This window comes from Chitinophaga pinensis DSM 2588, assembly GCF_000024005.1.
Classification (GTDB): domain Bacteria; phylum Bacteroidota; class Bacteroidia; order Chitinophagales; family Chitinophagaceae; genus Chitinophaga; species Chitinophaga pinensis.
The window spans coordinates 1,346,268-1,372,340 of sequence record NC_013132.1; the positions used below are offsets into that span (position 1 = coordinate 1,346,268).

The 26,073-nt window shown below is 44.7% G+C and carries 22 protein-coding genes; 9 read left to right on the top strand and 13 right to left on the bottom strand.

Translation table 11 applies throughout. From position 1 onward, the window contains the following. Window positions 1-11: 11 nt before the first annotated feature. Window positions 12-1,172 (bottom strand): iron-containing alcohol dehydrogenase, encoded by a 1,161-nt coding sequence (locus CPIN_RS05575; RefSeq protein ID WP_012788800.1) that lies wholly within the window; start codon window positions 1,170-1,172, stop codon window positions 12-14. 358 nt (window positions 1,173-1,530) lie between these two features. On the opposite strand from CPIN_RS05575, the gene CPIN_RS05580 reads away from it, so the two are divergent. Next, window positions 1,531-1,893, top strand: coding sequence for an AraC family ligand binding domain-containing protein (locus CPIN_RS05580; protein ID WP_012788801.1), 363 nt, complete (start codon window positions 1,531-1,533; stop codon window positions 1,891-1,893). On the opposite strand, the gene CPIN_RS36365 is transcribed toward CPIN_RS05580, so the two are convergent. The 5 genes from CPIN_RS36365 to CPIN_RS05605 all read right to left on the bottom strand — a co-directional run bounded on the left by CPIN_RS36365 (window position 1,894) and on the right by CPIN_RS05605 (window position 5,778). Then, window positions 1,894-2,658: a carboxypeptidase-like regulatory domain-containing protein gene (locus CPIN_RS36365; RefSeq protein ID WP_012788802.1), complete on the bottom strand. Its 765-nt coding sequence runs from the start codon at window positions 2,656-2,658 to the stop codon at window positions 1,894-1,896. 44 nt (window positions 2,659-2,702) lie between these two features. Beyond that, a complete protein-coding gene (locus CPIN_RS05590; protein WP_012788803.1) occupies window positions 2,703-3,086 on the bottom strand; it encodes a hypothetical protein in 384 nt (127 codons plus the stop codon). Between the two features lie 27 nt (window positions 3,087-3,113). Beyond that, window positions 3,114-3,839: a carboxypeptidase-like regulatory domain-containing protein gene (locus CPIN_RS05595; protein WP_012788804.1), complete on the bottom strand. Its 726-nt coding sequence runs from the start codon at window positions 3,837-3,839 to the stop codon at window positions 3,114-3,116. A gap of 22 nt (window positions 3,840-3,861) precedes the next feature. Further along, window positions 3,862-4,572, bottom strand: a complete 711-nt coding sequence (locus CPIN_RS05600; protein WP_012788805.1) for a carboxypeptidase-like regulatory domain-containing protein — start codon at window positions 4,570-4,572, stop codon at window positions 3,862-3,864. A 75-nt stretch (window positions 4,573-4,647) separates the two neighbouring features. Beyond that, window positions 4,648-5,778, bottom strand: a complete 1,131-nt coding sequence (locus CPIN_RS05605) for an alpha/beta hydrolase (RefSeq protein ID WP_012788806.1) — start codon at window positions 5,776-5,778, stop codon at window positions 4,648-4,650. A gap of 145 nt (window positions 5,779-5,923) precedes the next feature. On the opposite strand from CPIN_RS05605, the gene CPIN_RS05610 reads away from it, so the two are divergent. Together CPIN_RS05610 and CPIN_RS05615 are read left to right on the top strand one after the other, a co-directional pair. After that, window positions 5,924-6,310 carry a winged helix-turn-helix transcriptional regulator gene (locus CPIN_RS05610; RefSeq protein WP_012788807.1) on the top strand — a complete coding sequence of 129 codons (387 nt, stop codon included), beginning with the start codon at window positions 5,924-5,926 and terminating at the stop codon, window positions 6,308-6,310. 73 nt (window positions 6,311-6,383) lie between these two features. Further along, the gene (locus CPIN_RS05615) at window positions 6,384-8,195 is read left to right on the top strand and encodes a serine hydrolase (protein ID WP_012788808.1); all 1,812 of its coding nucleotides are present in this window, start codon (window positions 6,384-6,386) and stop codon (window positions 8,193-8,195) included. Window positions 8,196-8,284: 89 nt separating this feature from the next. Here CPIN_RS05615 and CPIN_RS36370 read toward each other — a convergent pair whose 3' ends face one another. From CPIN_RS36370 to CPIN_RS05650, 7 genes are all read right to left on the bottom strand, one after another. Then, window positions 8,285-8,947, bottom strand: coding sequence for a YceI family protein (locus tag CPIN_RS36370; protein WP_012788809.1), 663 nt, complete (start codon window positions 8,945-8,947; stop codon window positions 8,285-8,287). Between the two features lie 15 nt (window positions 8,948-8,962). After that, the gene (gene paaN / locus CPIN_RS05625) at window positions 8,963-10,621 is read right to left on the bottom strand and encodes a phenylacetic acid degradation protein PaaN (RefSeq protein ID WP_012788810.1); all 1,659 of its coding nucleotides are present in this window, start codon (window positions 10,619-10,621) and stop codon (window positions 8,963-8,965) included. A gap of 42 nt (window positions 10,622-10,663) precedes the next feature. After that, a complete protein-coding gene (locus tag CPIN_RS05630; RefSeq protein WP_044217942.1) occupies window positions 10,664-11,743 on the bottom strand; it encodes a tetratricopeptide repeat protein in 1,080 nt (359 codons plus the stop codon). 160 nt (window positions 11,744-11,903) lie between these two features. Next, complete coding sequence (locus tag CPIN_RS05635) at window positions 11,904-13,145, bottom strand: DUF1015 domain-containing protein (protein WP_012788812.1); 1,242 nt, start codon at window positions 13,143-13,145, stop codon at window positions 11,904-11,906. Between the two features lie 295 nt (window positions 13,146-13,440). After that, window positions 13,441-14,511 carry a 3-phosphoserine/phosphohydroxythreonine transaminase gene (gene serC / locus CPIN_RS05640; RefSeq protein ID WP_012788813.1) on the bottom strand — a complete coding sequence of 357 codons (1,071 nt, stop codon included), beginning with the start codon at window positions 14,509-14,511 and terminating at the stop codon, window positions 13,441-13,443. Window positions 14,512-14,693: 182 nt separating this feature from the next. Next, a complete protein-coding gene (locus tag CPIN_RS05645; protein ID WP_012788814.1) occupies window positions 14,694-15,635 on the bottom strand; it encodes a zinc dependent phospholipase C family protein in 942 nt (313 codons plus the stop codon). A gap of 210 nt (window positions 15,636-15,845) precedes the next feature. Next, window positions 15,846-16,490 carry a DUF502 domain-containing protein gene (locus CPIN_RS05650; protein WP_012788815.1) on the bottom strand — a complete coding sequence of 215 codons (645 nt, stop codon included), beginning with the start codon at window positions 16,488-16,490 and terminating at the stop codon, window positions 15,846-15,848. A gap of 516 nt (window positions 16,491-17,006) precedes the next feature. Here CPIN_RS05650 and CPIN_RS05655 point away from each other — a divergent pair. The 6 genes from CPIN_RS05655 (at window position 17,007) to kynU (ending at window position 26,072) form a co-directional block, all read left to right on the top strand. Beyond that, window positions 17,007-17,615, top strand: a complete 609-nt coding sequence (locus tag CPIN_RS05655) for a TetR/AcrR family transcriptional regulator (RefSeq protein WP_012788816.1) — start codon at window positions 17,007-17,009, stop codon at window positions 17,613-17,615. Between the two features lie 14 nt (window positions 17,616-17,629). After that, on the top strand, window positions 17,630-18,997 hold the full coding sequence (locus CPIN_RS05660) for a TolC family protein (protein ID WP_012788817.1): 1,368 nt from the start codon (window positions 17,630-17,632) through the stop codon (window positions 18,995-18,997). Window positions 18,998-19,032: 35 nt separating this feature from the next. Beyond that, entirely contained in the window at window positions 19,033-20,139 is a 1,107-nt protein-coding gene (locus CPIN_RS05665) for an efflux RND transporter periplasmic adaptor subunit (protein ID WP_012788818.1), read from the top strand. 17 nt (window positions 20,140-20,156) lie between these two features. Beyond that, window positions 20,157-23,732, top strand: a complete 3,576-nt coding sequence (locus tag CPIN_RS05670) for an efflux RND transporter permease subunit (protein ID WP_012788819.1) — start codon at window positions 20,157-20,159, stop codon at window positions 23,730-23,732. Window positions 23,733-23,902: 170 nt separating this feature from the next. Then, window positions 23,903-24,688: a TIGR00266 family protein gene (locus CPIN_RS05675; protein WP_012788820.1), complete on the top strand. Its 786-nt coding sequence runs from the start codon at window positions 23,903-23,905 to the stop codon at window positions 24,686-24,688. 118 nt (window positions 24,689-24,806) lie between these two features. Then, the gene (gene kynU / locus CPIN_RS05680) at window positions 24,807-26,072 is read left to right on the top strand and encodes a kynureninase (protein WP_012788821.1); all 1,266 of its coding nucleotides are present in this window, start codon (window positions 24,807-24,809) and stop codon (window positions 26,070-26,072) included. Window position 26,073 lies beyond the last annotated feature (1 nt).

Sequence of the window (26,073 nt, forward strand, 5' to 3'; positions counted from 1 at the left end):
GTGTGGGCTGACTAATAGCTCATTTCTACGATCTTCTCAACATCTGAAGGTGTCAGGTCTTTTCTTTCCCCGATACCATTCCAGCCTCTCTCAATGAATTTCTGAGAGATCGTCTGTGCGGTACCTTTGAAATCGCCTGTATATTCAGACAGTCTGGTGTTAATATCCAGGGAATGGAAGAAGTCTTCTGTTGCTTTGATGCCGGCTTCCGCTTTTTCATCTGTTGTACCGCTGGTGATATTCCATACACGTTCCGCATATTGCGCCAGCTTTTCCTTTTTACCATTGAAATTATAGCGGTAATGGGAGGGTGCAATAATGGCCAGTGTGCGTGCATGATCGATGCCAAACAGCGCTGTTAATTCGTGTCCCATCGCATGTACGGCCCAATCCGTAGGAACCCCTTTCTGAATCAATCCATTCAGCGCCATGGTACAGCTCCACATGAAGTTGGCCGCTGCTTCATAGTCAGATGGATCTTTGACAACCTTCGGCGCCACTTCTACCAGCGTTTGCATGATACTTTCGGCAATTCTATCCTGTAGTAATGCACCGATAGGATAGGTCATGTATTGTTCCATTACATGTGTGAAAGCATCCGTGATACCATTGGCGATCTGGCGTTTAGGTACAGAGGCAACGACCTGTGGATCGAGTACGGAGAACTGCGGGAATAGTCCGGGTCCACCCATTGAGAACTTCTCCTGTGTTTCATGTCGGCTGATGACAGCGCCTGAATTCATTTCTGATGCGGTAGCTGGCAGTGTCAGCACGGTACCAAAAGGCAGGCCTTTTTTGGTCACGATTCTTTGAGAAAGGATATCCCATGGATTATCCCCTTCATATAATGCGGCAGAAGAGAGGAATTTTACGCCGTCAATAACGGAACCTCCGCCTACTGCCAGCATAAAGTTGATCTTTTCATCTTTGATAACCTTCAGCGCGTTCAGTAACACCTCATATTCCGGATTGGCGGGAATGCCACCGAATTCCAGGACATCGAACCCCTGTAAAGCCGATTTTACCTGATCATAAATACCATTCTGTTTGATACTGCCACCACCATAAAGCATCAATAACTTTGCTCCGGCAGGAATTTCTTTTGCAAGGTTGGCAATCTGTCCTTTGCCAAACAAGATTTTTGTCGGGTTCCTGAATTCAAAATTTAGCATGTGGGTCTGTTTGTTAAAGTAAGTGTACTGCTCTTTTCTCTACGCAGCAAATGTAACGAGCGGCGTACTATGATTAACATGCTATTACAGTAAATAGTTTGATGTCCATTGTTAAAAAATGATGATCAGATATGCCTTTGATATGGGAGAATAGAACCGGATTTATCTGTTGACTGAGTCAATTATTGATAAGGGTAGGCTAATAAGTGTTCTGTTAAATGATTAGATATCAATATGATAAAATATTGACTTAATCAATTATATGGTATTGGCTTATTGCCTCCTGCATTTACAGCATTTTAGCAAAACTTTAAGGCAAACAGTCCTATCTTGTGTATGAAACAAGGAAACAACAGTCATGATCAGAGCAATTAAGTTATACACCGGAGAAGACGGCCATTCACATTTTACGATTGGTTCTGTAACACACAGAGATGTGAAAGAAGCAGATTCCATTATGTTCAATGAAACGGCTCCCCGTTCTACCTATGACTGGCATCCTGCACCCACTACGCAATATGTCATTACTTTATCCGGCACACTGTTGTTTGAAACCTATCACGGAGAACAGTTTACACTGAGACCGGGAGATGTGCTGATTGCCATGGATACACACGGTACAGGTCATAAATGGGAACTGATAGATGATCAGCCCTGGAGACGTGTGTATGTCACTTTCAAAGAGGGGGCCGATATCAACTTCGTTCCTGACGCGCAATAATTAACGGCGGCTGAACAGGCGACGTAAGCGGGCCCGCAGACTTTTATCAGCATGATAAGGTTCACCATTTTTATCGATCATCATCAAGCCGGTGGTCGCTAACTCCTGTGTAACTACTACCAGTTCTTTTGAAAGCGACTTTTCATCCAGCTGTACAATGAGTTGCTGCGTTTCTGTTCCCACAGCCTGTATGACGAGCGTAACTTCTCCGGAGAATAGTGTTTTAGGCAGTTGTATCCGGAAGAGTCCATGTAAATCTGAGAGGGCGCCTATCTGAGTATCTTTCACACGTATTGTAGCATACATCAGTGTATCTTTTCTGCTGCCATCTTTTATGAATGTTCTGCCTTTGATAATATATGAAGAATCATCATTGTCTGCCGCTACTGGTTTTGTATACTCATCAGGCGTAAAAGTAAGTGGTAATTGCATCGTTAGATGCTTGTCTTTATCAGCGGCTTTCGACTGCTGACTAAACAACGCTAATAAGCCCGTAAAGCCAGCAAAAATAGCGGCAGGTACAAATCTTCGCCGCGTCTGTGATAATGCCTGTATGGGGATGTTTAGCTGATCCGGCAGGAATCTTCCACAATGGCTGCCCGGATGCTTTTTTATGAAGTCGATTATTTGCTGATCATTCATCACTGTAAAATCAGTCACCGCTTTCTGACAACTACTACAGAAACGTCCTTTTTCTACTGGCGTCATCTCCTGCCATGATTCATGACAGGGAGTGGGAATGGATATTGTAATGCCTTTTTTCATAAGTGGGGCTTTTAAGTATTATGTCTCACGTGGATGTTATCTGGTTACAGGAAATCAAAAAGTGATAAAGGCGAAACTGGTTTCCAGGGATCGGGTTGCAGGATGATCAATACACCTGCCACTCCACAGACCAGTCCTCCGGCACGAGTAGCTGCTGGCTGAAAGGGGGGAATAGATATAAGACTATCTTGTATCACCGGCGCCGATATAAAATGTTTGTTGAGCGTAATAGCCTGAAGATCGGCTTTGAGCCAGGAGGTCGCTGTTATTTGCGAGTGCCTGTTTTTTGCATTGATAGTTGTATTTTCCTTTCTTATTGTTTTTCGCTGCTGTGCACTGGTATAAGATGCCATGAAAGTAAATACAGTAATGAGCAGCATAGTAGTATATGCTGTTTTTGGGATGGCTGAGAGTGCAGCTGATCGCATCAGAAATAGGTTTACTTAAAGTTACTACTAATGGAACAAAGAACCTATCTTATATTTAAATCTTTGCCATACAGTAGACGGTCTCCAGGAATGAACTCCGCCCAATACTACCCCTTCGCCATCAAATTGCTCCGGTACTAAGGTAACGACGATATTTTGTTGCAGTTCAGCTGATGATATCGGCAAAACCTGTGTTTGGTAACCAATGAAAGAAATTACCAGCAGCAGGTCTTCTTTCTTTATGTCAGCGGGTAGATGAAGCATGAATGCTCCAGTCTCATTTGTAATGGTCCTTATCTTTCCACCTTTCAGGACAATATCTACACCTGGTAATGGTATACGGGCTGCTGTAGTATCAACTACCTGACCTGAAATAACAATTGTTGTATCACCCTTGGCAATGATATCTTCCTTTTCATTCAGCTGGACTGTTGCTATAGCTGCCGCTTTTGCGCTCACCGCTGGTGTTGTTAATGTCAGCGCTGATACCATCGCCGCAATTTTCATCCACGGTGTATTTTTTTTAGTGGTATAGATTTCCCTGTCAAGTTGTGAAACATGAAGTCGTCCGCAGAGCTGCCCTTTTGAACGGTTCACCAGTCTGGCTATTTCATGATCACTCATATTTGTAAAGTCAATTACTGTTTTCTGACAGTGTTGACAGAATCTTCCTTTTTCATTAGGGGGCATATCCTGCCAGGATTCATGACAGGCTTGTGGAATGGATAATGTAACCGGATTTGTCTTCCTCATAATAGATAGTTTAAGAGAATGATTAACTCAGCATCATTTTTACTTTGTCGGCTAAGTGCTGCCAGATAGATTTTTCCTGCACAATAGCATATTCTCCCAATACCATTGTCCTTGTATCTAACCGGATACGTAGATTCTTATGTGGGCGTGTAACCTTTACTTCTTTTGTCTCAAAGCCAACATATGTAATGACCAGTGTGAGATATGTTGCTCCCGGTTCCGGCAGGCGCAGGTGAAAATGCCCGTCAGCATCGGTACGCGTTCCTGTCCTTGTCCCTTTTATTATTACAGTTGCACCTGGCAATACTTCATTTTCGTCATCCAGAATAGTACCATTGATCTCACTGATCAGCTGTACCGGTTTTTCTTTTTTGCGACTTGTATCTGCTAAAGGTTTTGTGCCTTGTTCTGTCAATGGACGAAGGGAAGCTTTCGCTTCCGGCAGGAACAGATATAGTGCAGATAGCATGGCGGCAATAGAAATAACAGGCTTCCTGTTGCTTGCAGGAGCACCTATACCCCTGTTTAATTGTTCCGGCAGGAATTTTCCGCAGGTCTTTCCGGATGTATTTGACAAGTATCCAGCTATTTCCTGGTCGCTCATTGCAGAGAAATCAACAACAACTTCCTGACAATGTTGACAGAACCTTCCTTTTTCGTCAGGCGTCATCTGGTTCCAGTTCTCAGAACAGGGTTTGGGTATATGCAGTGTAAAAGGGGCTGTATGTTTCATAAGTTTAGGATGCTGAAAAATACCGAAATCCATAAATAAGCGTAAAAAAAACCGGGTCTCCCCGGTTCCTGCATATTATTGTGTTACGTTATGTAAAAAGCGCTCTATCGCATAGGTGGATAGTTGTCCGCCGGGACCTTTCAGGTTATAGTCAAAACCATGTGTGGCCCAGGGCAGTGAAAGGAAGAAATGTTTAATACCGTTATCTGTGAGTTTCTTATTCAGCCGGGTACTGTGCTCGTAAGCCACCAGGGGATCTCTTGCACCATGGATGATGAGGGTAGGGACGGCATGTTTATCTGCGAATTCGATCGGCGAACTGGCAGCATAATTACCCGGTACAGCGCCGTAAGTACCGCCAAGGTAGTTTTCCAGCACTTTACGGGAGTCCATCACCAGGGGATTCGCAGGGAGGGAATAGCCCCATACCATATCTGCCGGACCATAAAAGTCAACCACAGCTTTCAGACCTGGCACCTGTTGCCGGTAAGCTGCCAATAGGGCTATCTGCGCTCCTGCGGAACGGCCTAACAATACGAAGTTGTCGGTATCTATCTGAAGTTCGGAGGCATGTGCACGCAGATAGTCCATGGCCGCATATACGTCTTCAACAGGGGCAGGGCAGAGGAAAGCCGGGGCCAGTCTGTAATTGATAGAAACGACGTGGTAGCCGGCATGTGCCAGGTAGCTGTTCAGCTCCGGTAGCTGCTTACTGTCTCCGCTACTCCAGGAGCCCCCATGTACAACGATGACACAGGGCCGGAGGCCGGATTGCTGTGCGGGATAGAAGTCCATAAAGGAGGAGGCCAGATTGTCTGTACGGTAGGCATATGTCTTTGCTGCGACCTTGGGCTGCGGATAGTCGGTCAGCATGGTAATAAAGCTGAAGGGAGTTGTTCTGCCGCCTTCTTCATCATGTTCATCCAGGGCTTTGTCCATGGCGGCGGGAAGATCCCTGGCAATGAAATACGCCCTTATAACCGGCGATATGTATAGCAGTAAAGCGGTGAGTCCGATCAGTGTACCTGCCAGCTGAAATCTGCCGGGATATAGTCCGGTCACCAGCAAAACGAAGGTAATCGTGATAAAGACCCAGGCGAATTCAGCTACGCCGATGGCCAGCATCCAAAGGTGATAGGTAGGCGCTCTGAAAACAGACAGCAAAGAAACCAGGAAGGCGATGATGATGAGAACTAAACGGACCATATTTACTTTTTGTGGAACATGTAATGTTCCTGCGGCATAAAGATATGAATGGAACCTGATATGATGATAAGCCATCCATCCCAAACTGCTTTGACATCTAAGGCAATAACAGTAATTTGAGTCTATCGACAAAAACGTGTTGTATATGGCAGAAAGAAAAACCAATTCATCTAACTATCAGAACCAGTCTTACCTGGAGAACAAATGTCCGCTGAACGAGCTGCTGTTTACCATGAGCAGACGCTGGACTACAGACGTCCTTTTTTGCATAGAGGAAGGTAATAACCGTTTTTCAGGTATCCGGGAAGAGCTGGCTTATATTACGGATCATATTCTGTCTGACAGACTGAAAACATTGGAAAAAACAGGACTGATCACCCGTCACCAGTTTCCAGGTATGCCGCCTAAGGTAACTTATGCGTTAACGGAGCATGGCGTGGAGTTATGTAACCTGCTATCCAAGTTGTGCGACTTCTCCAGCCTGATATACGAAGAGAAAGAGGAGAAAGAAGAGAAAGCTGTCACCGCTTGAAAACAGTATTCCACGTTATGAAGAATTATGGGTTTTAAGTAAGTTTTGTATCTTGGCTTACTAAATTCCCAACATGAGAAAAGTTAGCCTGTATCTGTGTCTCCTGCTGATCGCCGTTCTGCGTGTCAGTGCACAATCAAATGACAAACAACTGCAACGTCTTGCCGGCGTTGATAAGATCGTAGAGAAAATGTTGCATGACTGGCATGCTGCTGGTGTAGCTGTCGCTGTCGTAGAGAAAGATAAGGTGATTTATGCCAAAGGATTTGGCTATAGGGATTATGAGAAAAAACTGCCGGTTACCCCCAACACAGTATTTGCGATCGGTTCCTGTTCCAAAGCATTTACTTCCGCATTACTGGGCGTATTGAGAGAAGAAGGTAAACTGGACTTTGAAACGCCCGTACGCAATTACCTGCCGGAGCTCGTCTTCTACAATGACGATATGAATGCGCATATCACCCTGCGGGATATGATGAGCCATCGTACAGGATTGTCCCGCTATGACTACTCCTGGTATTTGTTTGGCGCACCTACAAGGGATTCTCTCTTATACCGCATTCGTTTTATGGAACCCAATGAGCCATTGCGTTACAAATGGCAGTATAACAACTTTATGTTCATGGCACAGGGATCTGTAGCAGAGAAGCTGACCGGTAAAAGCTGGGAAGAAAATATGAAGCTCCGCTTCTTTGACAGTCTGGGTATGACACATTCCTCCACTGCTATTGACGGTTTTAAAGTAGAAGATGCAGCGGTAGGATATGGTGTTACCAAAGACACTGCCATCACAAGAAAAGACTATAAAGATATTCAGATCATCGCTCCCGCAGGTAGTATCAACAGTAGTGTCAGCGATATGGCGCACTGGGTATCTGCCTGGATCAATGGAGGGAAATATAACGGTAAGCAGGTAATACCTGCCGCCTATGTTGGCGAGGCACAAAGCGCACAAATGGCAATGGGAGGCGGACGGCCAGGTAAAGACCAGCCGGAAGTACATGGCAGCGACTACGGTCTGGGATGGATGATCTCTTCTTACCGTGGACACTACCAGGTAGAGCATGGTGGGAATATTGACGGATTTACCGCCAGCACTTGTTTCTATCCTTCCGATAGTATCGGTATTATCGTATTGGCTAACCAGAATGGTTCTCCGGTGCCTATGCTGGTGAGGAACCTCTTTTCTGACAAACTGCTCGGATTGAAATACTATGCCCTGTCAGATTCTATGGTGAAAAAGAGAGCGGCTCAACTGGCCACGGATAAAAAAGGTTCAGATAGTAAAGATACAGCGAAAGTGAAGGGAGCAGGTGTGATCCGTAGTCTGAGTGATTATACCGGCATGTATGTCAGTAAATCATTCGGCAGTTATGAGGTCGTTATTCAGAATGACTCTTTATTTGCATTGATTCCGCAGGAAAAGAATTATCTGAAGCATGTGGCTTATGATGTATTTCAGACGTATCAGGTAGATAAATACACAGGCATTGATACCACCGCACCAGGTTCAAGGATCAAATTCAACGCAGATATGAACGGCGATATTAATGAAACCGAAATTGATCTGGGGGTAAAAGATCCTGTACGTTTTAGCAGAACGCCCAAAATGGCTCCGCTTACAAAAGCAGCTTTAGAGAAATACCTCGGTGTTTATTCTTTTGGGGGAATGGAGGCAACTGTGCACATCAAAGGAGAAGATCAGCTGATGATGAATGTACCAGGACAAATGGACTTTACATTGGTGCCTGTAGATAAAAACAAGTTCGCCTTAAAGGAAGTAAAAGGGTTTACCGTAGAGTTCAGTCTGAATGACAAAGGAGAAGTAGTGTCACTGACTTCTATACAACCCAACGGCCGGTTCAAAGCAGACAAGAAAAAATAAACTGGTAATAACAGGTATAAAATAAGAGGAGGCTGTCCGCCATATTGGTAGACAGCCTCCTTTTATTTTATGCTTATACGGCGAACGTATTATTTGGCAGCAGTGATTCTGAATTCAAGATTTACCGCTGAGTTGATCAGTTTGTCCTGCATGGATTTATCAGCTCTGTAGGTCATTCCCCACAGCGTTCTGTCGATATTGAAATTGGCCATTGCTGTGATAGTGCCATTTTCAAACCTGATAATAGCAGGGAAGGAGATATTCTTAGTGATATTCTTGATCGTCAGATTACCCTGTACCGTATAATTTGCGTTCTTCATCAATACCTCATTACCCACAGAAGGCGTAAAGTCGCTGACATTGGTGATCTCAAACGTAGCTACCGGGAAATTTACCACATCGAAGAACAGCGGGCCTTTTAACTCATCTTCCAGTTTACGTTTCAGAGAAGTATCTGATTTGGACAGGTCGATATTTTCCAGGGAGTTCATACGGATAATGATGTTACCACCGGTGATGGCCGTGTCTTTTACCAATAACTTTCCTTCCTGCAGTGTAAACCGGCCGGTATGTTTGCCGGTAGGCTTGGTGCCTATCCAGCGTAATTCGCTGTTAGCGGTGTCAACCAGGTATGGGCTTCCTTTACCCTCTTTTACCGGGTGAGCCTCTGTAATGGTCGCCTTGTCAGCTTTCGGCGCCTGTTCACAGGCAGCCAGCAAGGTGATCAGCATGATAGAAAGTATATATTTCATAAACAAATTATTCCGTCAGCTTCCGGCCACTTCCCGGTTTCCTACCCATACGAACCGGCGCAGGATGAATTCCGGATTAGTGAAACTGGCATTTCCGGCAGGGTTTCCACCTGTCACATGAAAATCTGAAAATGCCGCATGTTGATTTACCCAGATGAATCCGGTAAAGTTAAAGGATACCGGTGTAAATACCCCATTCATCTCTTCGGTGATCTTTTCTTTCATCTCGGGACTGGTGGTATAGGCCGCGCAGGTGATCGCACCATGTTGTTGCGCCATTTGCCGGGCCAGCTGTATGGATTCATGGGTATCCTTTGTTTTAATCAGCAACAAAACCGGGCCAAATAATTCCTGCTCGAAGATATGTTTATCATTGCTGCTGACTTCCAGGATGGATGGCGTACAACCACGGGCATGGGTAAACTCTTCATTGATTAAAGGTTGTCCTTCAAGGATGACTTTTGCGCCCAGTTTGCCTGCATTATGTGCCCTTTCCAGGGTATTTTCGTTCTGCAGGGCGCCCAGTGTACCCGCTCCCATTTTAGGATTGTTGACGAGGCTTACAACCGCATCCTTAAATTTCTGTACTACTTCATCAAAGGAAAGTCTGCCATTGCTGGTCGTGATTCCTTCAGCAGGAATAAAGAAATTCTGCGGAGCAGTACACATCTGTCCTGAGTATAATGACACTGAGAAAGCCAGGTTCTGCATCACCGCATCGATATCTGCCACGCTGTCGATAATAACAGAGTTGACGCCTGCTTTTTCAGTGAATACGGTCTTGTTTTTCAATGCCTCCACATAGTTACCAAAGGCACTGCCGCCGGTATAGTCAATCAGCTGAATACCCGGATGCTCGCACAGGGTTTTGGTAATAAGCGCTGTTGACGTATCCGCTGCCAGCTGACAAAGGGCAGGGCTGAAGCCTTTTTCCTGTAATACCTGCTGAATTGCAGCTACTACGATGGCAATTGGCAGAATGGCTTTCGGGTGTGGTTTCACAATCACCGGATTGCCGGTTACAAGGTCGGCATAAATGCCTGGCAATGAGTTCCATACCGGGAAGGTGGAGCAGCCTATCACCAGACCGACTCCTTTCGGAATGGCCCGGAAATTCTTTTTCAGTTGAAGGGATGTTTTACCCATTGGTTTTTCCCACATCAGAGATGCCGGGTAGCGGTTGCCTTCATGATAGCCCATGGCAATTGCTTCAAGTGCCCTGTCATTGGCATGCGGACCAGAAGCCTGGAAGCTCATCATAAAGCTTTGTCCGGTCGTATGCATAGTGGCGTAGGCAATGTCGAAGAAGCGTTCTTTTACTGCTTCCAGTGTTTCCACAAGGATGTCAGCACGTACGTCTACAGTGGTATTACGCCATTGCGGCGCTGCAGCGATAGCACGGTGTACCAGTTCGTCGGGAGAGAAGATCGGGTAGGTAATGCCCAGTGCCTCCTGGGTATAAGGAGACACTTCTTCTCCTGCCCAGGAAGTTTCTCCTGTTTGCAGCAATTGCTTAAAGGGTTGCTGCAGCAGTGCTTTATAGCGGTTTTCGCCCTGCTCTGCTGCATTTTCACCATAGGCTTTGGGGTGTTCCGGGTACTGTGAATAAAAAGCCCTTTCATGATTCGCCTTTACGGCGTTCTCAATTGTGTTTTGGTGTTTGATGTTAAACATATGTGGAATTTGAGAATTGATTACCTGATTGGCTCAATCACCTCACCTCACCATCGTAAACTTGTTGTCGTTGTAATATTCATCCGCTCTTAACTTCAGTGGGTGATTACGCTGATATTGTAAAAAAGCATCGTATTCTGCCTTGTGCATGTTTGTCCAGGCTCTGTATGCCGGCTGATTGGCAACAGGACCAAACATCCACTGGTTATACGCTTCAAACATTCCCTGTTTCAGCAGGGAGCGCTGATAGTCAAAAAGTGCATATGGAAAACGCAGACCGGAAAAACTGTACCAGTCAAGCAGGAAGCGGGTACGCAGCATAATGAGCGTTTCAGGATCTATGCCTGCCATTACAACACTGATCTGTTTCCCCATGGATGCTTTGAATGCAACGGCAAAATCAGCGACTGCTTTCTTCCTGTTTTTATTTTCGTTTTCGTCTTCAATCGCTTTGTTCAGCTGTGCCGGATCGTTGTATAAAGATTTGTAGGCATCCAGCAACAGGTTTCTGACTTCGGCAGTACGTGCAGTATAACTTTCCAGGTTGACGAATATTTCCCCGTAGATGATTACCCACACGGGATTATTCATATACACATATGCTTTAATGGCATTGTAATAGTTGCTGGAGAAGTTCGGTGCTTTCTCGATACCTTTCAGATAGCTTCCCATGCCGCCTTCAAATACTTTGAGGAACATGAGCAACTGTCCGTTATCGTTATACAGTTCTCCGCTTTCCGGAAATTTACGCAATGCTTTTTCATACAGCTTCTGTGCTGTTTTCCATTCCTGGCGGGACTGATAGATGTTACCAGCGATCTGGAAGGTCTGCTCGTCTGCTTCTTTTTTGTTGAGTATGGGCTCAATGATATTTTTAGCTTTACTCATATCTCCCTGGAGGTAATATGCAAAGCCGAGCTGTTTTTTGAAGTCTATATTATCAGGTTCCTGTTGCAGTGCCTGGTTTAATACCAGGATAGCATTGGAATAATCACCATCACGTATAAAACCTGTCGCTGTTGTATATAATTCCCTGGCATCCTGTGCGGAAGCAGTTATTACAGAAGAAAATAATATAGCGGTAAATAAACCTGCTCTTAATAATGAAGCCCTCATATTCATGCCGATCAGACGTTTGCTGTAAAAATAAAGAAAAAATGTGCCAAACATTCAGTCCGGCAGACCGAATGCCTATTTCGGCGCTGTTTCCTGTGTATTAACACTATCTGTAAAAACAAACGCCCGCTGTTAGAGCGGGCGTCTGAATAATATGATGCAATGATTAAATCATCTGAGAGATAAGGCCATCGCGCAGCTTTGGTTCAAACCAGGTGCTTTTCGGAGGCATTACATTACCGCTGTCAGCGATGTCAAACAGTTGCTGGATAGTTACCGGATACAGGGCAAATGCTACTTTCATTTCACCGCTGTCCACTCTTTTTACCAGTTCCTGTAATCCGCGGATACCACCTACGAAATCAATACGTTTGTCGGTACGTTGATCTTTGATGCCCAGTATTTTATCCAGTACGTTGTTGGACAGGATCGTCACATCCAGGATACCGATCGGATCTGTGGTGTAGGTACCTTCTTTGGCAACGAGACGGTACCAGGTTCCTTCCAGGTACATGCTGAATTCATGCAGCATGGATGGCTGTTGTGGCAGGTGACCGATAGATTCTACGGTGAAATCGTATTCCAGACGGGAAAGCAGGGCTTCTTTGGTCAGACCGTTCAGGTCTTTTACCAGGCGGTTGTAATCCAGGATTACCAGCTGGCTGGCAGGGAAGATCGTCGTCAGGAAGAAATTAGCCGGATCGTCGGTACCGATCATTTGTTTTTCTTCAAATTCTTTCTGTACCAGTGATGCGGATGCCGCGCGGTGGTGACCGTCGGCGATATAAGTGTGCGGCACTTTGCTGGAAAACAGGGAAGTAATATCGTTTACAGCGCCTTCTTCATTTACTACCCATACGGTATGCTGAATACCGTCAGCAGCAGTGAAGTCGTAAGCAGGTGCATTTGCATGGATCCAATGATCGATCAGGGAGTTTACTTCCGGAACGTCGTTGTATGCCAGAAATACGTTGCCTGTTTGTGCGCGGGTTGTTTTGATATTGTTGATACGGTCCTGTTCTTTGTCAGGACGGGTAAATTCGTGCTTTTTAATAATACCCATGTTGTAATCAGATACAGAAGAAGCACACACCAGACCTGTCTGGGTGCGGCCGTTCATGATCAGACGGTAGATGTAGTAGCAAGGGGTATTGTCCTGGAACAGGGTTCCTTCTTTGATAAATTTCTGCAGGTTTTCAGCAGCTTTATCATATACAGACTGACTGTACACATCGGTACCTTCCGGAAGGTCAATTTCCGATTTGGAAACATGGTAAAACGAGTACTGGTTACCGGCAGCTTCTGCTTTTGCCTCTGCTGCGCTGAGCACATCGTAAGGGCGGGCAGCAACTTTTTCTGCAAGTTCCGGAGTAGGTCTTAATCCTCTGAAGGGTCTGATGATTGCCATGATAATAGATTGTTAGGCCGCAAAAGTAAATAATTAATTTTTCCCGTCTAAGTGATAGTCAATTAAGAATTAAGAATTAGGAATTAGGAATTAGGAATTAGGAATTAGTATAGCAAATAGTTGAATACTCAATTAATGTGACATTTTTAAAATGGGGTTTAGTATAAATAAAAATGGCGCCTCAGTTATTGAAGCGCCATTCTATTTATTTGACTTGAATAATATTTAGAATATTATCTGTGTGACAGTCTAATCAAAACAATTCCTAATTCGTAATTCCTAATTCCTAATTGAATTAGGCTTTCTTCAGGCTGAAATACTTCATGGCCTCTACCAGTACTTCCACACTTTCATATGGCAGCGCATTGTAAAGCGAAGCTCTGAAGCCACCTACGAGACGGTGCCCTTTAATACCTACGATATCTTCTTTCTTGCAGAATTTGAGGAATTCTTCTTCCAGCTCAGGTTTGTCCATGATGAACGATACATTCATACGGCTCCTGTCTTCCTTCTGAGCGGTACCACGGAACAACGGGTTCTGATCGATCTCGTTGTACAGCAGACCTGCTTTTTTCTCATTTTCTATTTCCATAGCAGCAGCGCCTCCCTGTTCTTTCAACCAGCGGAGTGTGAGCATGGAAATATAGATAGCAAATACGGGAGGGGTGTTCAACATGGAACCGTTCTCAATATGATTACGGTAATCGAGGATCGTTGGGATCTTACGTGTTACTTTACCCAATGCGCTTTTGCGGACAATTACGAGTGTAGTGCCTGCTGCTCCCATGTTTTTCTGGGCGCCCGCGTAAATGAGCGTGAATTTGTTGAAATCCAGTGAACGGCTGAGTATATCACTACTCATGTCAGCGATCAACGGAACATCTGTCTCCGGCATCTTTTGCCACTGCGTACCATAAATGGTATTGTTAGTGGTAATGTGCAGGTAGGTAGATTTTGGGGAGACGCTGAACTGTTTAGGAATGTGGTTATAGTTGCTGTCTTTTGAACTGCCAGCTACGTCCACGAAACCGTACTGTTTCGCTTCTTTTATTGCCTTATTGCTCCAAACACCGGTATCAATATAAGATGCCGTGCCGTCGTTTTCGAGGAGGTTCAACGGTATCTGCATGAATTGCGTTGTCGCACCTCCATGAAGATAGAGAACTTCGAAATCGTCTTCGAGTTGCATCAACTCTTTAACAAGATCCCGTGCTTCGTCCAATACAGCTTGAAACAATGGTGTTCTATGCCCTATTTCCAAAATAGACATTCCTGAACCTTCAAAGTCAATCAAAGCTTTACTGGCCTTGTACAGCACCTCATTCGGCAATATGGAAGGCCCTGCGTTAAAATTGTGCACCTTCATAGGTCGTTCTAAGTTAAATAAATTGTTTGCTTGTTCCACTTTGTTTGGTTTTGTCAGAGGAATGGAAAAAAAAGTATGGCATTTCACATTGATGCTGAACGCGTGTAGGATAAGGCTAAAAAGATAGTACTAACAAAGATAATTTATATTTTTTTAAAATCGAAATTAATTGGAAGCCTGTTTCAGGCTTCCTGCCGGCCTATCATGCGCTCAGGTGTGGGATGAACGGGATCTTGTGTACGGCTACCTTTTTTGAGGTTATTCAGCACCGGCATTCCTGCATTAATCCAGGCGGTATACCAGTAGTTGGCTGTAGCTGAGATTGCGGCGCTCATTCTACGTTCTATCATGTCTCCTAATGCGCCATGATAGGCTTTCGCGTAGGCTGTTGCGTAATTTCGTATCAGTTTCCCGTTGCGTTTTTCATACGCAAATTTCCTGCCGGAAGGGAATCTGTCACTTACTAATTTTTCCTGCTGTAACACCGTATCCGCAGCTGCAGCGCTTTCCAGCACTATCTGCCAGGTGTATGCATTAATATCTTTTATATAGTATGCCTTCGCAGAGAGGTATTGAAAGGTCTTATCAGCCATCAATTCGGGGATGCGGGATTCCCACAGTCCGTGTATTCCCTGCTGCCCTGTGCGTTGTCCGTTGTGATTTGAACAGGCATGTAACGGTACATGGGCATCGCCTGCATAGTGGCCGATGTCAGCGCTTAGCCGCATGATCCTGTCAGGATCCTTGTCTTTAAATGCCTGTGTCAAACGGGAGAGCATTTGTGTAAGATACCAGGGTAAAATGCCATATGTCTGCAATGTATCCGCAGTATATTTTAACAGTGCTTCCTCCCAGGATCTTGGTAGCGCGGCAAATGGCGCCTGGCCGTAATGATCTATGTCGATGTAATGCCGTGGCCCTTCTTCCGGGATGATATATCTTCTTTTATCTGCATCTGTCGCGTGTGTGGAGAGGTATTCAATATTAGGTTTATAGAATACCAGCATCTCCGGAGGCAGAGAAAATACTGCCAGGCGGTTAATGCGCTGATGAGCGAAGAAGCCCCATCCGTAAACAGGAATAGTAATCACGTGCAGGCAGAACGCCAGAAAGATATGGTGCATAAGCTTGGTTGGTTAACAGACAATTGTAATATTAAGATAAATAATCAGTTCGTGGAGCGGGAAAGAAACAGTAATAGTAAGGGATTGATAAGGCTTGGATATTAGTTATCCTTCGTTCATCCTTCGTTCATGAACGAAGGATGAACGAAGGATAACTAATGTCTGAACGGCATCTGACCAACGCCAGGAGTTATCTGTAAGAGGTAATCATCAGCGTACCTCTTTCTTTTCATGCTTGTCGTGTACTTCGATGTTGGTCACACCACCACTTACGGCAAACTTCATCGCTTCGCCGGCAGAAATGTTGGTCAGCGGTTTCACCTTGCCGACAGGCACCATAAATACCTTACCGGTAATGGCATAAGCATGTGGTACATATACCGCAGTATATCCCTCAAGTCCAAAGTTAGACATATCAGGCTGTGTAATAAAACCCATTTCCCAAACATCTTCGCCATATATCTGCACCAGTACCGGATGATCGAACTTCTTTTTCTCACCCACAAATGCGTCAAACACATCTTTTACAGAAGTATAGATATATTTAATAAAAGGCGTCCTTTCCAGCATGTGATCAAACAATGCAAAGATGCGGCTCACAATAAAGGAGGAACTCAGATAACCTACTACAATCACCAGTAACAATACCAATACAAATCCGACGCCTTTATAGCGGAGGTATCTGAGCGGCGTTTCCAGCGGCAGAATTTCCTTTGGGATGATATTGTCAATAGTAACAAATACCCAGTACAGCGTCAGGGCGGTTACACCCATAGGAGCGAGTATCAGTAAACCCTGGAAGAAATACCTCAGTATGCGTGCTGCCAGAACTTTAAGACGACTTTTAGGAGACATATAGTTTAAATGCAAATACGTGAACGATCCGGGAATATCCCGGATAATGATATCTGACAGGTCAAAGTTACATCGTTTATTTTATCATCAGGGGATGTTATGACTACCTGCGCACCGTAATGATATACCTGCTATAAATAGCAGGTCGGTATGGTGAAGAAAGGAAACGACATCGATCATACACCGGCAGCCGAAAAAGGTAGCCTTGATATGCTCCTGAGGTAGCGCTGCCCTGAATCTTATATACACCAGATCAGCTCCCTGCACCCACCTGATAAGGTAAAAAAGGATTATACTGAACCCCCGGCACTTAAACAGAGACTGCTACATACAGGATAAGTATATTAAAATTATTTGCGTTGGAAACTTTTGTAGTTTAAAAAGTTTCCATAGTTTTGTCTCAGCATTGCAAATCAGTTAGAGACCACCAAAGAAACTATGAAGCCGGAAGGAAGTGACCAAACCATCACTATAAGGATTTGCAGAAGATAATAAGAAACATACATACCACATAAAATGGAGATACAGGAACGTATTCTGGATACTGCATTCAGTCTGTTCTGCCAGTTCGGAACACGCTCAATCACAATGGATGATATCGCTCAGCGTATGGGTGTATCCAAAAAGACCCTGTATGCTCACTTTGCAGATAAAGATGAACTGGTGATGCACGCCATAGCGCGGTATCTGCAACAACTGGATAAGGAATGTATTGAAAATCAGGAGAAAGCCGCGAACGCCATAGACGAACTATTCCTCGTCATGAAACAGCTGGATATGAGCTTCCGTAATATGAACCCGATCATCCTGTTCGATCTGCAAAAGTTCCATACGAAAGCGTACCAGGTATTTCAGGATTATAAGAATAACAACCTGCAAAAAACCGTAAGACTGAATTTAGAAAGAGGCGTACGTGAAGGATTATATAGAAATGATTTTGATATCGAAATAATGACCCAGTACAGACTGGCTACTTCCATGCTATGTTTTCAGCCTGACATATTCCCTTACGGGAAATATGACATGAGCAAAGTACAATGTATTCTGCTGGAACATTTCCTGTACGGACTTGTTTCTCCCGAAGGCTACAAACGCGTGGAAGAGAATAAACTACAACTATCGTAAAACCAATGACCTTTATGCAACTTGACAAAAAGCACGCAGGTTTGACAGGACTCCTGCTGCTGATGATCTTTCACTGTGCGATGGCCCAGCAGCCCGCAAAAGCGCCGCTGCAGGAAACTATCTCACTGTCTGCACAACAGGCGGTAGATTACGCACTTGCCAACCAGGCTTCCGTACGCTCGGCTAAACTGGATGAACTGATCCAGCTGGCCAAGAACAAAGAAGTAAGCGGTATGGCATTGCCTACGCTTGCCGGTTCAGGCACTTATCAGCATAACCCTATTGTACAGAAACAACTGATAGACGCGTCCAACTTTAGCGACACCGTTCCCAAAGGTACACTGGTGCCTTTCTCATTCGGTCTGAAGTACAACGTGATCGGAGAAATTACCCTGAAACAGGTATTGTTCGACCCAAGTGTACTGGTGGCTTTACAAGCCAGAGAAACACTGGAACAGCTGGCTTCCAAATCAGTAAAGAAATCAGAAGTAGATGTGAAAGTAGGCGTTTATAAAGCCTATTATAACGTGCTCTCCGCCCGCAGAGGTCTGGAGATACTCGGCAATAACATCAAAAATCTGGACAAACTGCTGAACGAAACCAAAGAGACTTATAAAAATGGTCTGGTGGAAAAGCTGGATGTAGACAGATTGGTCGTACAGCTGACAAACCTTCGTACAGAAGAAACAAAGCTACGCAATGTGACCGAAGTAGGTCTTGCTGCACTGAAATATCAGATGGGGATGGCAATTCAGCAGCCAATCCAGCTGACAGATACCTTGTCAACCGCTGAGATTAAATCTGCGATCGCTTCGGAACAATTTGACTATGGACAGCGTATAGAATATCAGTTGCTCCAGACGCAGAAGAAAGCATATGAGTATGATCTGAAACGCTACAAGTTCCAGACACTGCCGACCCTGTCATTGTTTGGTACCGGCGGTATGAGCCGCGCAAGTGATCAGTTCAACTACTTCAACCGTGAAACATGGTATGGTTATGTATCCTATGGTGTAAACCTGTCCTTTACCATTTTCAGTGGTATGCAGCGCAGACGCAAGGAAGATCAGGCTTTCCTTCAGGTGAAAAAAGCAGAACTGTCACTGGAAAATACCAAACTGGGTATTGATATGGAACAGGCGCAGTCCACTTCCAGCTTACGGAATAACATCCTGACACTGGAAGCGCAGGAAAGCAATATGCAACTGGCAGAAGAAGTATACAATACCACACAGATCAAATATCGTGAAGGTGTTGGCTCCAGCCTGGAAATGAGCACTGCTGAAAATGAACTGCTCACTGCACAGAATAACTACTTCACTGCGTTGTATAATGCGGCAGTAGCAAAAGTAGATTACCTGAAAGCATACGGAAAACTGTAAGCGAAAACTACAACTAACTATTAACTCTTTATTATATGTCCAAGATATATCGTCCCGCTCTGTTGATCGTTGCACTCATGGCTGCCTGTGGCAGTCCTTCGCCGGAGGAAAAACTGGCGGAGCTTAAAAAAGAGGAAGCTACCCTGAAACAACAGATCGCTGAACTGGAAAAACAAACACAGAAAAAGGATACTACTGAACGTAAAAAGAAAGCCGTGGTCGTTGCGGACGTACAGGATACAGTATTCGAACATTATATCGATGTACAGGGTGCTGTAGATGCGCGTGAGAACGTCAGCGTATCTGCTAAAATTCCTGGTATCGTTACAGCAATACATGTAAAAGAAGGACAGAACGTAAGTAAAGGACAGTCACTGGCTCAGGTTGATGATCAGATCATGAGGGCGAATATGGCGGAACTGCGTACACAGCTGGACCTGGCAAATACCATGTTCCAGAAACAGCAGAACCTCTGGAATCAGAAAATCGGTTCTGAAGTACAGTACCTGAATGCAAAAACACAGAAAGAATCACTGGAAAGGAAAATGGCAACCCTGCAGGATCAGATGTCTCAGGCAAGGATCATTTCTCCTATCAATGGTACAGTGGATGCGGTGATCGTTAAACTGGGTGATAATGCGGCTCCTGGTAGTCCGGCGTTCCGCGTGGTAAACGGCAGCAACCTGCGTGTACTGGCGAATGTAGCAGAAGCTTATGCCAGCAAAGTAAAAACCGGTGATCAGGTAGTGCTGGAATTCCCGGATATCGAAAAGAACATTCGTACTAAAATCGGTTTTGCTTCAAAGGTGATTGATCCGACAAGCCGTACTATAAAATTAGAAGTGCCTTTACAGAATGATCCGGAACTGCGTCCTAACATGATCGCAAGAATGAAGATCATCGATTACGTTGCACAGAAAGCAGTTGTAATACCGGTGAATATTATACAGTACTCATTAGGTAAACCTTATGTGATCGTTGCACAGAATCAAAGCGGTAAGATGATAGCGAAAAGAAGAGAGATCGGAATGGGCCGCACTTATAATGATAAGGCAGAGATCACAAGCGGACTGCAGACAGGTGACAAGATCGTAACTATCGGTTACCAGGGATTGAATGATAATGACCTTATCCAGCTTTAATACTCTAAAACTGGTTTATGCAAGACAACCTGAATAAAGAATTTAAACCTACCAGCTGGTCCATTGATAATAAGGTAAGCATTTATGTGGCTACCATTATCCTGGCCCTCGCAGGTATTATGTCCTATCAGAGCCTGCCGAAGGAACAGTTTCCGGAAGTAGTGTTTCCTCAGTTCTATATCAGCACCATTTACAGCGGTACTTCTCCGGAAGACATGGAGACGTTGGTGACGAAACCTATAGAAAAACAATTGGGTGGTATTTCCGGTGTGAAGTCTATCAAGAGTACTTCCATGCAGGACTATTCTGCCATCACGATAGAATTTGACGCGAGTGAGAATATGGAAACTGCGCGGCAGGAAGTACGTGAGAAAGTAGATGATGCGAAGAAAGATCTGCCAAACGACCTTACACAGGAACCACAGATCATCAAGATAGACGTATCGCAGATACCTATCATGAACGTGAACCTGTCAGGTGATTTTGATCTGCAGTCACTGAAGAAGTATGCAGATGAAATGCAGGACCGCATCGAGGCGTTGAATGAAATTACCCGTGTGGATATTGTCGGCGCATTGGAAAGAGAGATCCAGATCAACGTCGATAAATACAAAATGGACGCGGCGAAGATCACCTTTGACGACGTAGCTAATGCGATCGCGATGGAAAACCGCACCATCTCCGGTGGTCTGGTTTCTATGGATGGACAGAAGCGTACATTGAGTGTGAAAGGTGAATACAAAGATGCTAATAAGATACGCGATATCGTTGTACGTGGTATGTCAGGTGCAACGGTATACCTGAAAGATGTAGCAGAAGTAGTAGACGGTTTTGAAGAGCAGGAAAGTTACGCGCGTCTGGATGGCAAGAATGTAATCACCCTCAACGTGATCAAACAGAGCGGTAAAAACCTGATCGACGCATCCGATAAGATCCGTGTTATCATTGATGAAATGAAGGCAGATTATCTGCCTGCGGGACTGGATGTAACTGTTACTGCTGATCAGTCCAACTCTACGCGTGTAACGCTGCATGACCTGATCAATACAATCATCATCGGTTTCTTACTGGTAACATTGATCCTCATGTTCTTCATGGGTGCAGTGAACGCGATCTTCGTGGCATTATCCGTACCGATCTCAATGTTTATTGCATTCCTGCTGATGCCAATGTATGATTTCACCCTGAATATGATGGTGTTGTTCTCATTCCTGCTGGCATTAGGTATTGTAGTGGATGATGCGATCGTGGTGATAGAAAACGTGCACCGTATATTTTATGAAAGGAAAGACCTGGGTATTGTGAAGGCTGCGAAAGTAGCAGCAGGAGAGGTGTTTCTGCCGGTGTTCTCCGGTACGCTAACGGTATTGGCGCCTTTCTTCCCGCTGTTGTTCTGGCCTGGTATCATTGGTAGTTTCATGTTCTTCCTGCCGGTAACGCTGATCACGACATTGGGTGCATCATTGATTGTGGCGTATATTATCAACCCGGTATTTGCGGTTGACTTTATGGATCGTCATGAAGGAGAAAATCATCCGAAGCCAACGTTCAACAGGAGTATGAAGATCCTGACGATTGTGTTTGTGGTGATCGCATTGCTTGCATATGTATCAGGTAGTAAAGGTGTAGGTAATTTCACCCTCTTCGCACTGACGATGATCATGCTGGAAAGGTTCTGGCTGGGTGGTGTTGCCCGTCGTTTCCAGACGAATACATGGCCGCGTGTGCAGGAACGTTATAGAAAGGTGCTGAAATGGTGTCTTGTAGGATGGCGTCCGGTATGGATCCTGATCAGCACATTTGCATTGTTGCTATTCAGTATCATGCTGACTGTTGTGACCAGTCCGAAAGTCGTGTTCTTCCCACAGGCAGATCCGAACTTCATCTATACATATATTGAATTGCCGATGGGTACGGACCAGAAATATACTGACTCCGTTACGCATATCATTGAACAAAAAATTACGGCAGTAGTTGGTAAGAAGAATCCTATTGTAGAATCTATCATCTCCAACGTTGCAGTAGGCGCCGGCGATCCTTCACAGATGGATATGAGTGTGCAGCCGCACAAGGGTAAAGTGACTGTAGCATTCGTAGAGTTTGGTAAACGTGACGGACATTCTACTGTACAATACCTGGATAAGATCCGTAAGGCGGTAAGAGGTATTCCTGGAGTGGATATTACTGTGGAGCAGGAGCAGGGTGGTCCTCCGACAGGTAAACCGATCAACATCGAGATTTCCGGAGATGAATTTGAAGCACTGACTGCTACGGCTGATAAAATGAAACGTTACCTGGACAGTCTGGAGATTGGTGGCGTGGAAGAGCTGAAATCAGACTTCCAGAGCAACAAGCCTGAGATCCTGGTGAACATTGACCGTGAAAGAGCAAACAGGGAAGGTATCAGTACGACCACCATCGGTATGGCCTTACGTACAGCACTGTACGGACAGGAAGCTTCCAAGTTCCGTGATCCGGAAGACGACTATAAGATAATGGTGCGTTTCCGCGAGGATCAGCGTAACAATATCAATACCCTGATGAACCTGAATATTGTGTACCGTGATATGAATATGAACGGTACGATCCGTCAGGTGCCATTATCGGCGGTAGCTACGATTAAGTATTCTAACACATACGCAAGTATCAAACGTATTGATCAGAAGCGTGTTGTAACCTTATACTCAAATGTATTGACAGGTTTCAACACAAATGAGGTGGTGCAGCAGATACAGACAGCAATACAGGACTTCCCTAAGACGCCGGGTATCAGTGTAAAAATGACGGGTGAGCAGGAAGATCAGCAGGAGACTTCTAACTTCCTGGGTATGGCGATGCTGGGTGCTTTTGGTCTGATTCTGATGATCATGGTGACACAGTTTAACTCTATTGGTCGTCCGCTGGTTATTTTTATGGAAATATTATTCTCCATTATAGGGGTATTCCTCGGTTTTGCCATCTTTGGTATGGACATCTCTATTGTAATGACCGGTGTAGGTATTATGGCGCTGGCGGGTATCGTTGTACGTAACGGTATCGTACTGGTTGAATTTACTGATCTGCTGATACAGCAGAAGATGCCTGTATATGAAGCGGTGATTGAGGCGGGAAGAACCCGTATGACCCCTGTGTTACTGACAGCGATAGCGGCCATTCTGGGTCTGATACCCCTGGCAGTAGGATTTAACATCGACTTTGCCGGACTGTTCTCTTCCTTTGAGCCTCATATCTTCTTCGGAGGTGATAACGTGGCTTTCTGGGGACCGCTGGCCTGGACGATGGTATACGGACTGGTGTTTGCGACCTTCCTGACATTGATCCTGGTACCGGTAATGTATGCAATGAATAAACGTTCCATCGACGTACTGGACCGTTACGGACTGGCAAGAAATCTGAAATATGTGCCTTTCCTGGTGCTGATATTGAAACTCTTTATGAAGAAAGAGGAAGTGCGGAAAATGCATGATCCGGCTTATATGTCGCCTAAACCTTATAATTTCTTCCCGAGCGGGGAGGAGCATGAGGGAGAGGTAGCCGAAACACACACTAATCATACACATCATCAAGATAAGAAGATGCATGAAAGAGTTTAGTTCACACTATACAGTGTAACAGTTGTAGGTTTAACAGGTACCGCTTCGTTTCCACGAGGCGGTTTCTTTTTTTATACCTTAACAAATTTTAACAATTGACTGAGGCAGCAATTGCTTACATTTGACGCACAAGAGCCATTCTTGTTAACCTGATTAATATATCATACGCTATGCGACGCAACCATGAAATAGATTACCGTATCTATGGCGAAGAAATACAGATTGTCGAGATTGAGCTAGATCCACAGGAGACTGCAATTGCTGAGAGCGGCAGTTTTATGATGATGGATCAGGATATTCAGATGCAAACTATGTTCGGGGATGGTTCACAAGCTAATCAGGGAATTTTTGGCAAACTGGTATCAGCAGGCAAGCGCATGCTGACCGGGGAGAGCCTTTTTATGACTGCTTTCACGAATATGGGGCAGGGTAAGAAGAAGGTGAGTTTTGCCGCGCCTTATCCGGGTAAGATCATTCCAATGGATCTGCAGCGGATGGGTGGCAAGGTGATCTGTCAGAAGGATGCGTTCCTTTGTGCAGCGAAAGGTGTTAGTATTGGGATTGAATGGCAACGTAAGCTCGGAACCGGCATTTTTGGCGGTGAAGGCTTTATTATGGAGAAGCTGGAAGGGGATGGTATGGCCTTTGTGCACGCAGGGGGGATGGTTATCGAAAGAGACCTTTTACCCGGTCAGGTATTAAAAATAGACACAGGTTGTGTGGTAGCATATACTTCAGGAGTGCATTTTGACGTTGAATTTGTAAAAGGAATCAGAAATATGGTATTTGGTGGCGAAGGATTGTTTTTTGCCACTTTAAGAGGTCCTGGTAAAGTATGGATACAGTCCTTACCTATCAGCAGAATGGCCGCAAGACTGGTGTCTTATGGTACAGGGAAGCGTAAGGAAGAAGGCAGTATTCTGGGTGGGCTTGGTAATTTACTGGACGGAGATTGATATTAAGACACGTTATAGTGATTCCGTTTGCCATGGAAGGCAGCAACAGTACTCATTTTTTTAAGTAGAGTACAGGTAATGACGGAATCAGGTTAAGAGAAACCTGGAATTTTGATTTATGTTTGAATTATCAAGGAGGTTTGCTGAAGAGCAAGATCAATCAGACCCATTAAAGACGTATAGAGAGCAATTTTATTTCCCGCAGAGAAATGGAAAAGATGCCATCTATTTTTGCGGAAATTCTCTGGGGTTACAGCCGAAGAACGTTAAACCGGCAATAGAACAGGAACTGAATGACTGGAAACATCACGCGGTAGAAGGATACTGGAATGCAGAAAATCCGTGGCTTTATTATCAGCAATACTGTAGCAAACCACTCACAAAAATAGTTGGAGCCAGCCAGGAAGAGTTGACAGTGATGAATACGCTTACTGTAAATCTTCATCTTTTATTGATGAGTTTTTACCAACCTACAAAACAGCGCTTTAAAGTGCTGATGGAGGCGGGCGCATTTCCGAGCGATCAGTATGCATTGGAGACACAGGTACGACTGCATGGCTATAATCCAGCCGAAGCTATAATAGAAGTGGCCCCCCGGCCCGGCGAACGTTTGATCAGGGAGGAAGATATTTTTGAGATTATTGAGCGGGAAAGTAGTAGCTTAGCAATAATATTATTGGGGGGAATAAACTATTATACCGGCCAATTGTTTAATATGCAGTCCATTACGGAAGTAGCCCATAGAGTTGGGGCTATAGTCGGGTTCGACCTGGCACACGTAGTAGGAAACGTACCTTTGAATTTGCATGACTGGGAAGTAGATTTTGCCGTTTGGTGCTCATATAAATATTTAAATGGAGGCCCCGGCGCTGTAGGTGGAGCATTTATACACGAGAAACACGCCCTCGATACTAACCGGCAAAGACTAGGTGGCTGGTGGGGCAATGAAGAAAGTACCCGTTTTAAAATGGAGAAGGGTTTTAAACCCAAAAACCGTGCAGAAGGCTGGCAAATTAGCACGGCGCAGGTATTTAACATGGTAGCATTAAAAGCCTCACTGGAACTATTTGAGTCCGCCGGGATGGCAGCTTTAAGAGATAAGAGCATAAAACTCACCAATTATCTTGAATTCCTGTTAAAACATATAGAAAACATAAAATTTGAAATAATTACGCCAAAAAATTGTAAGGAACGCGGTGCTCAATTATCTTTGCTCTTTCATGAAAAAGGGAGAGAAATCCAACAAAAGATGACTGACGCCGGTATAATCGTCGATTGGCGGGAACCCGGAGTAATTCGTATTTCACCGGCGCCCTTATATAACTCATATGGAGACGTATTTCATTTTTATGAAATCATAGCTAATATTGATTCAAACGCTTAAT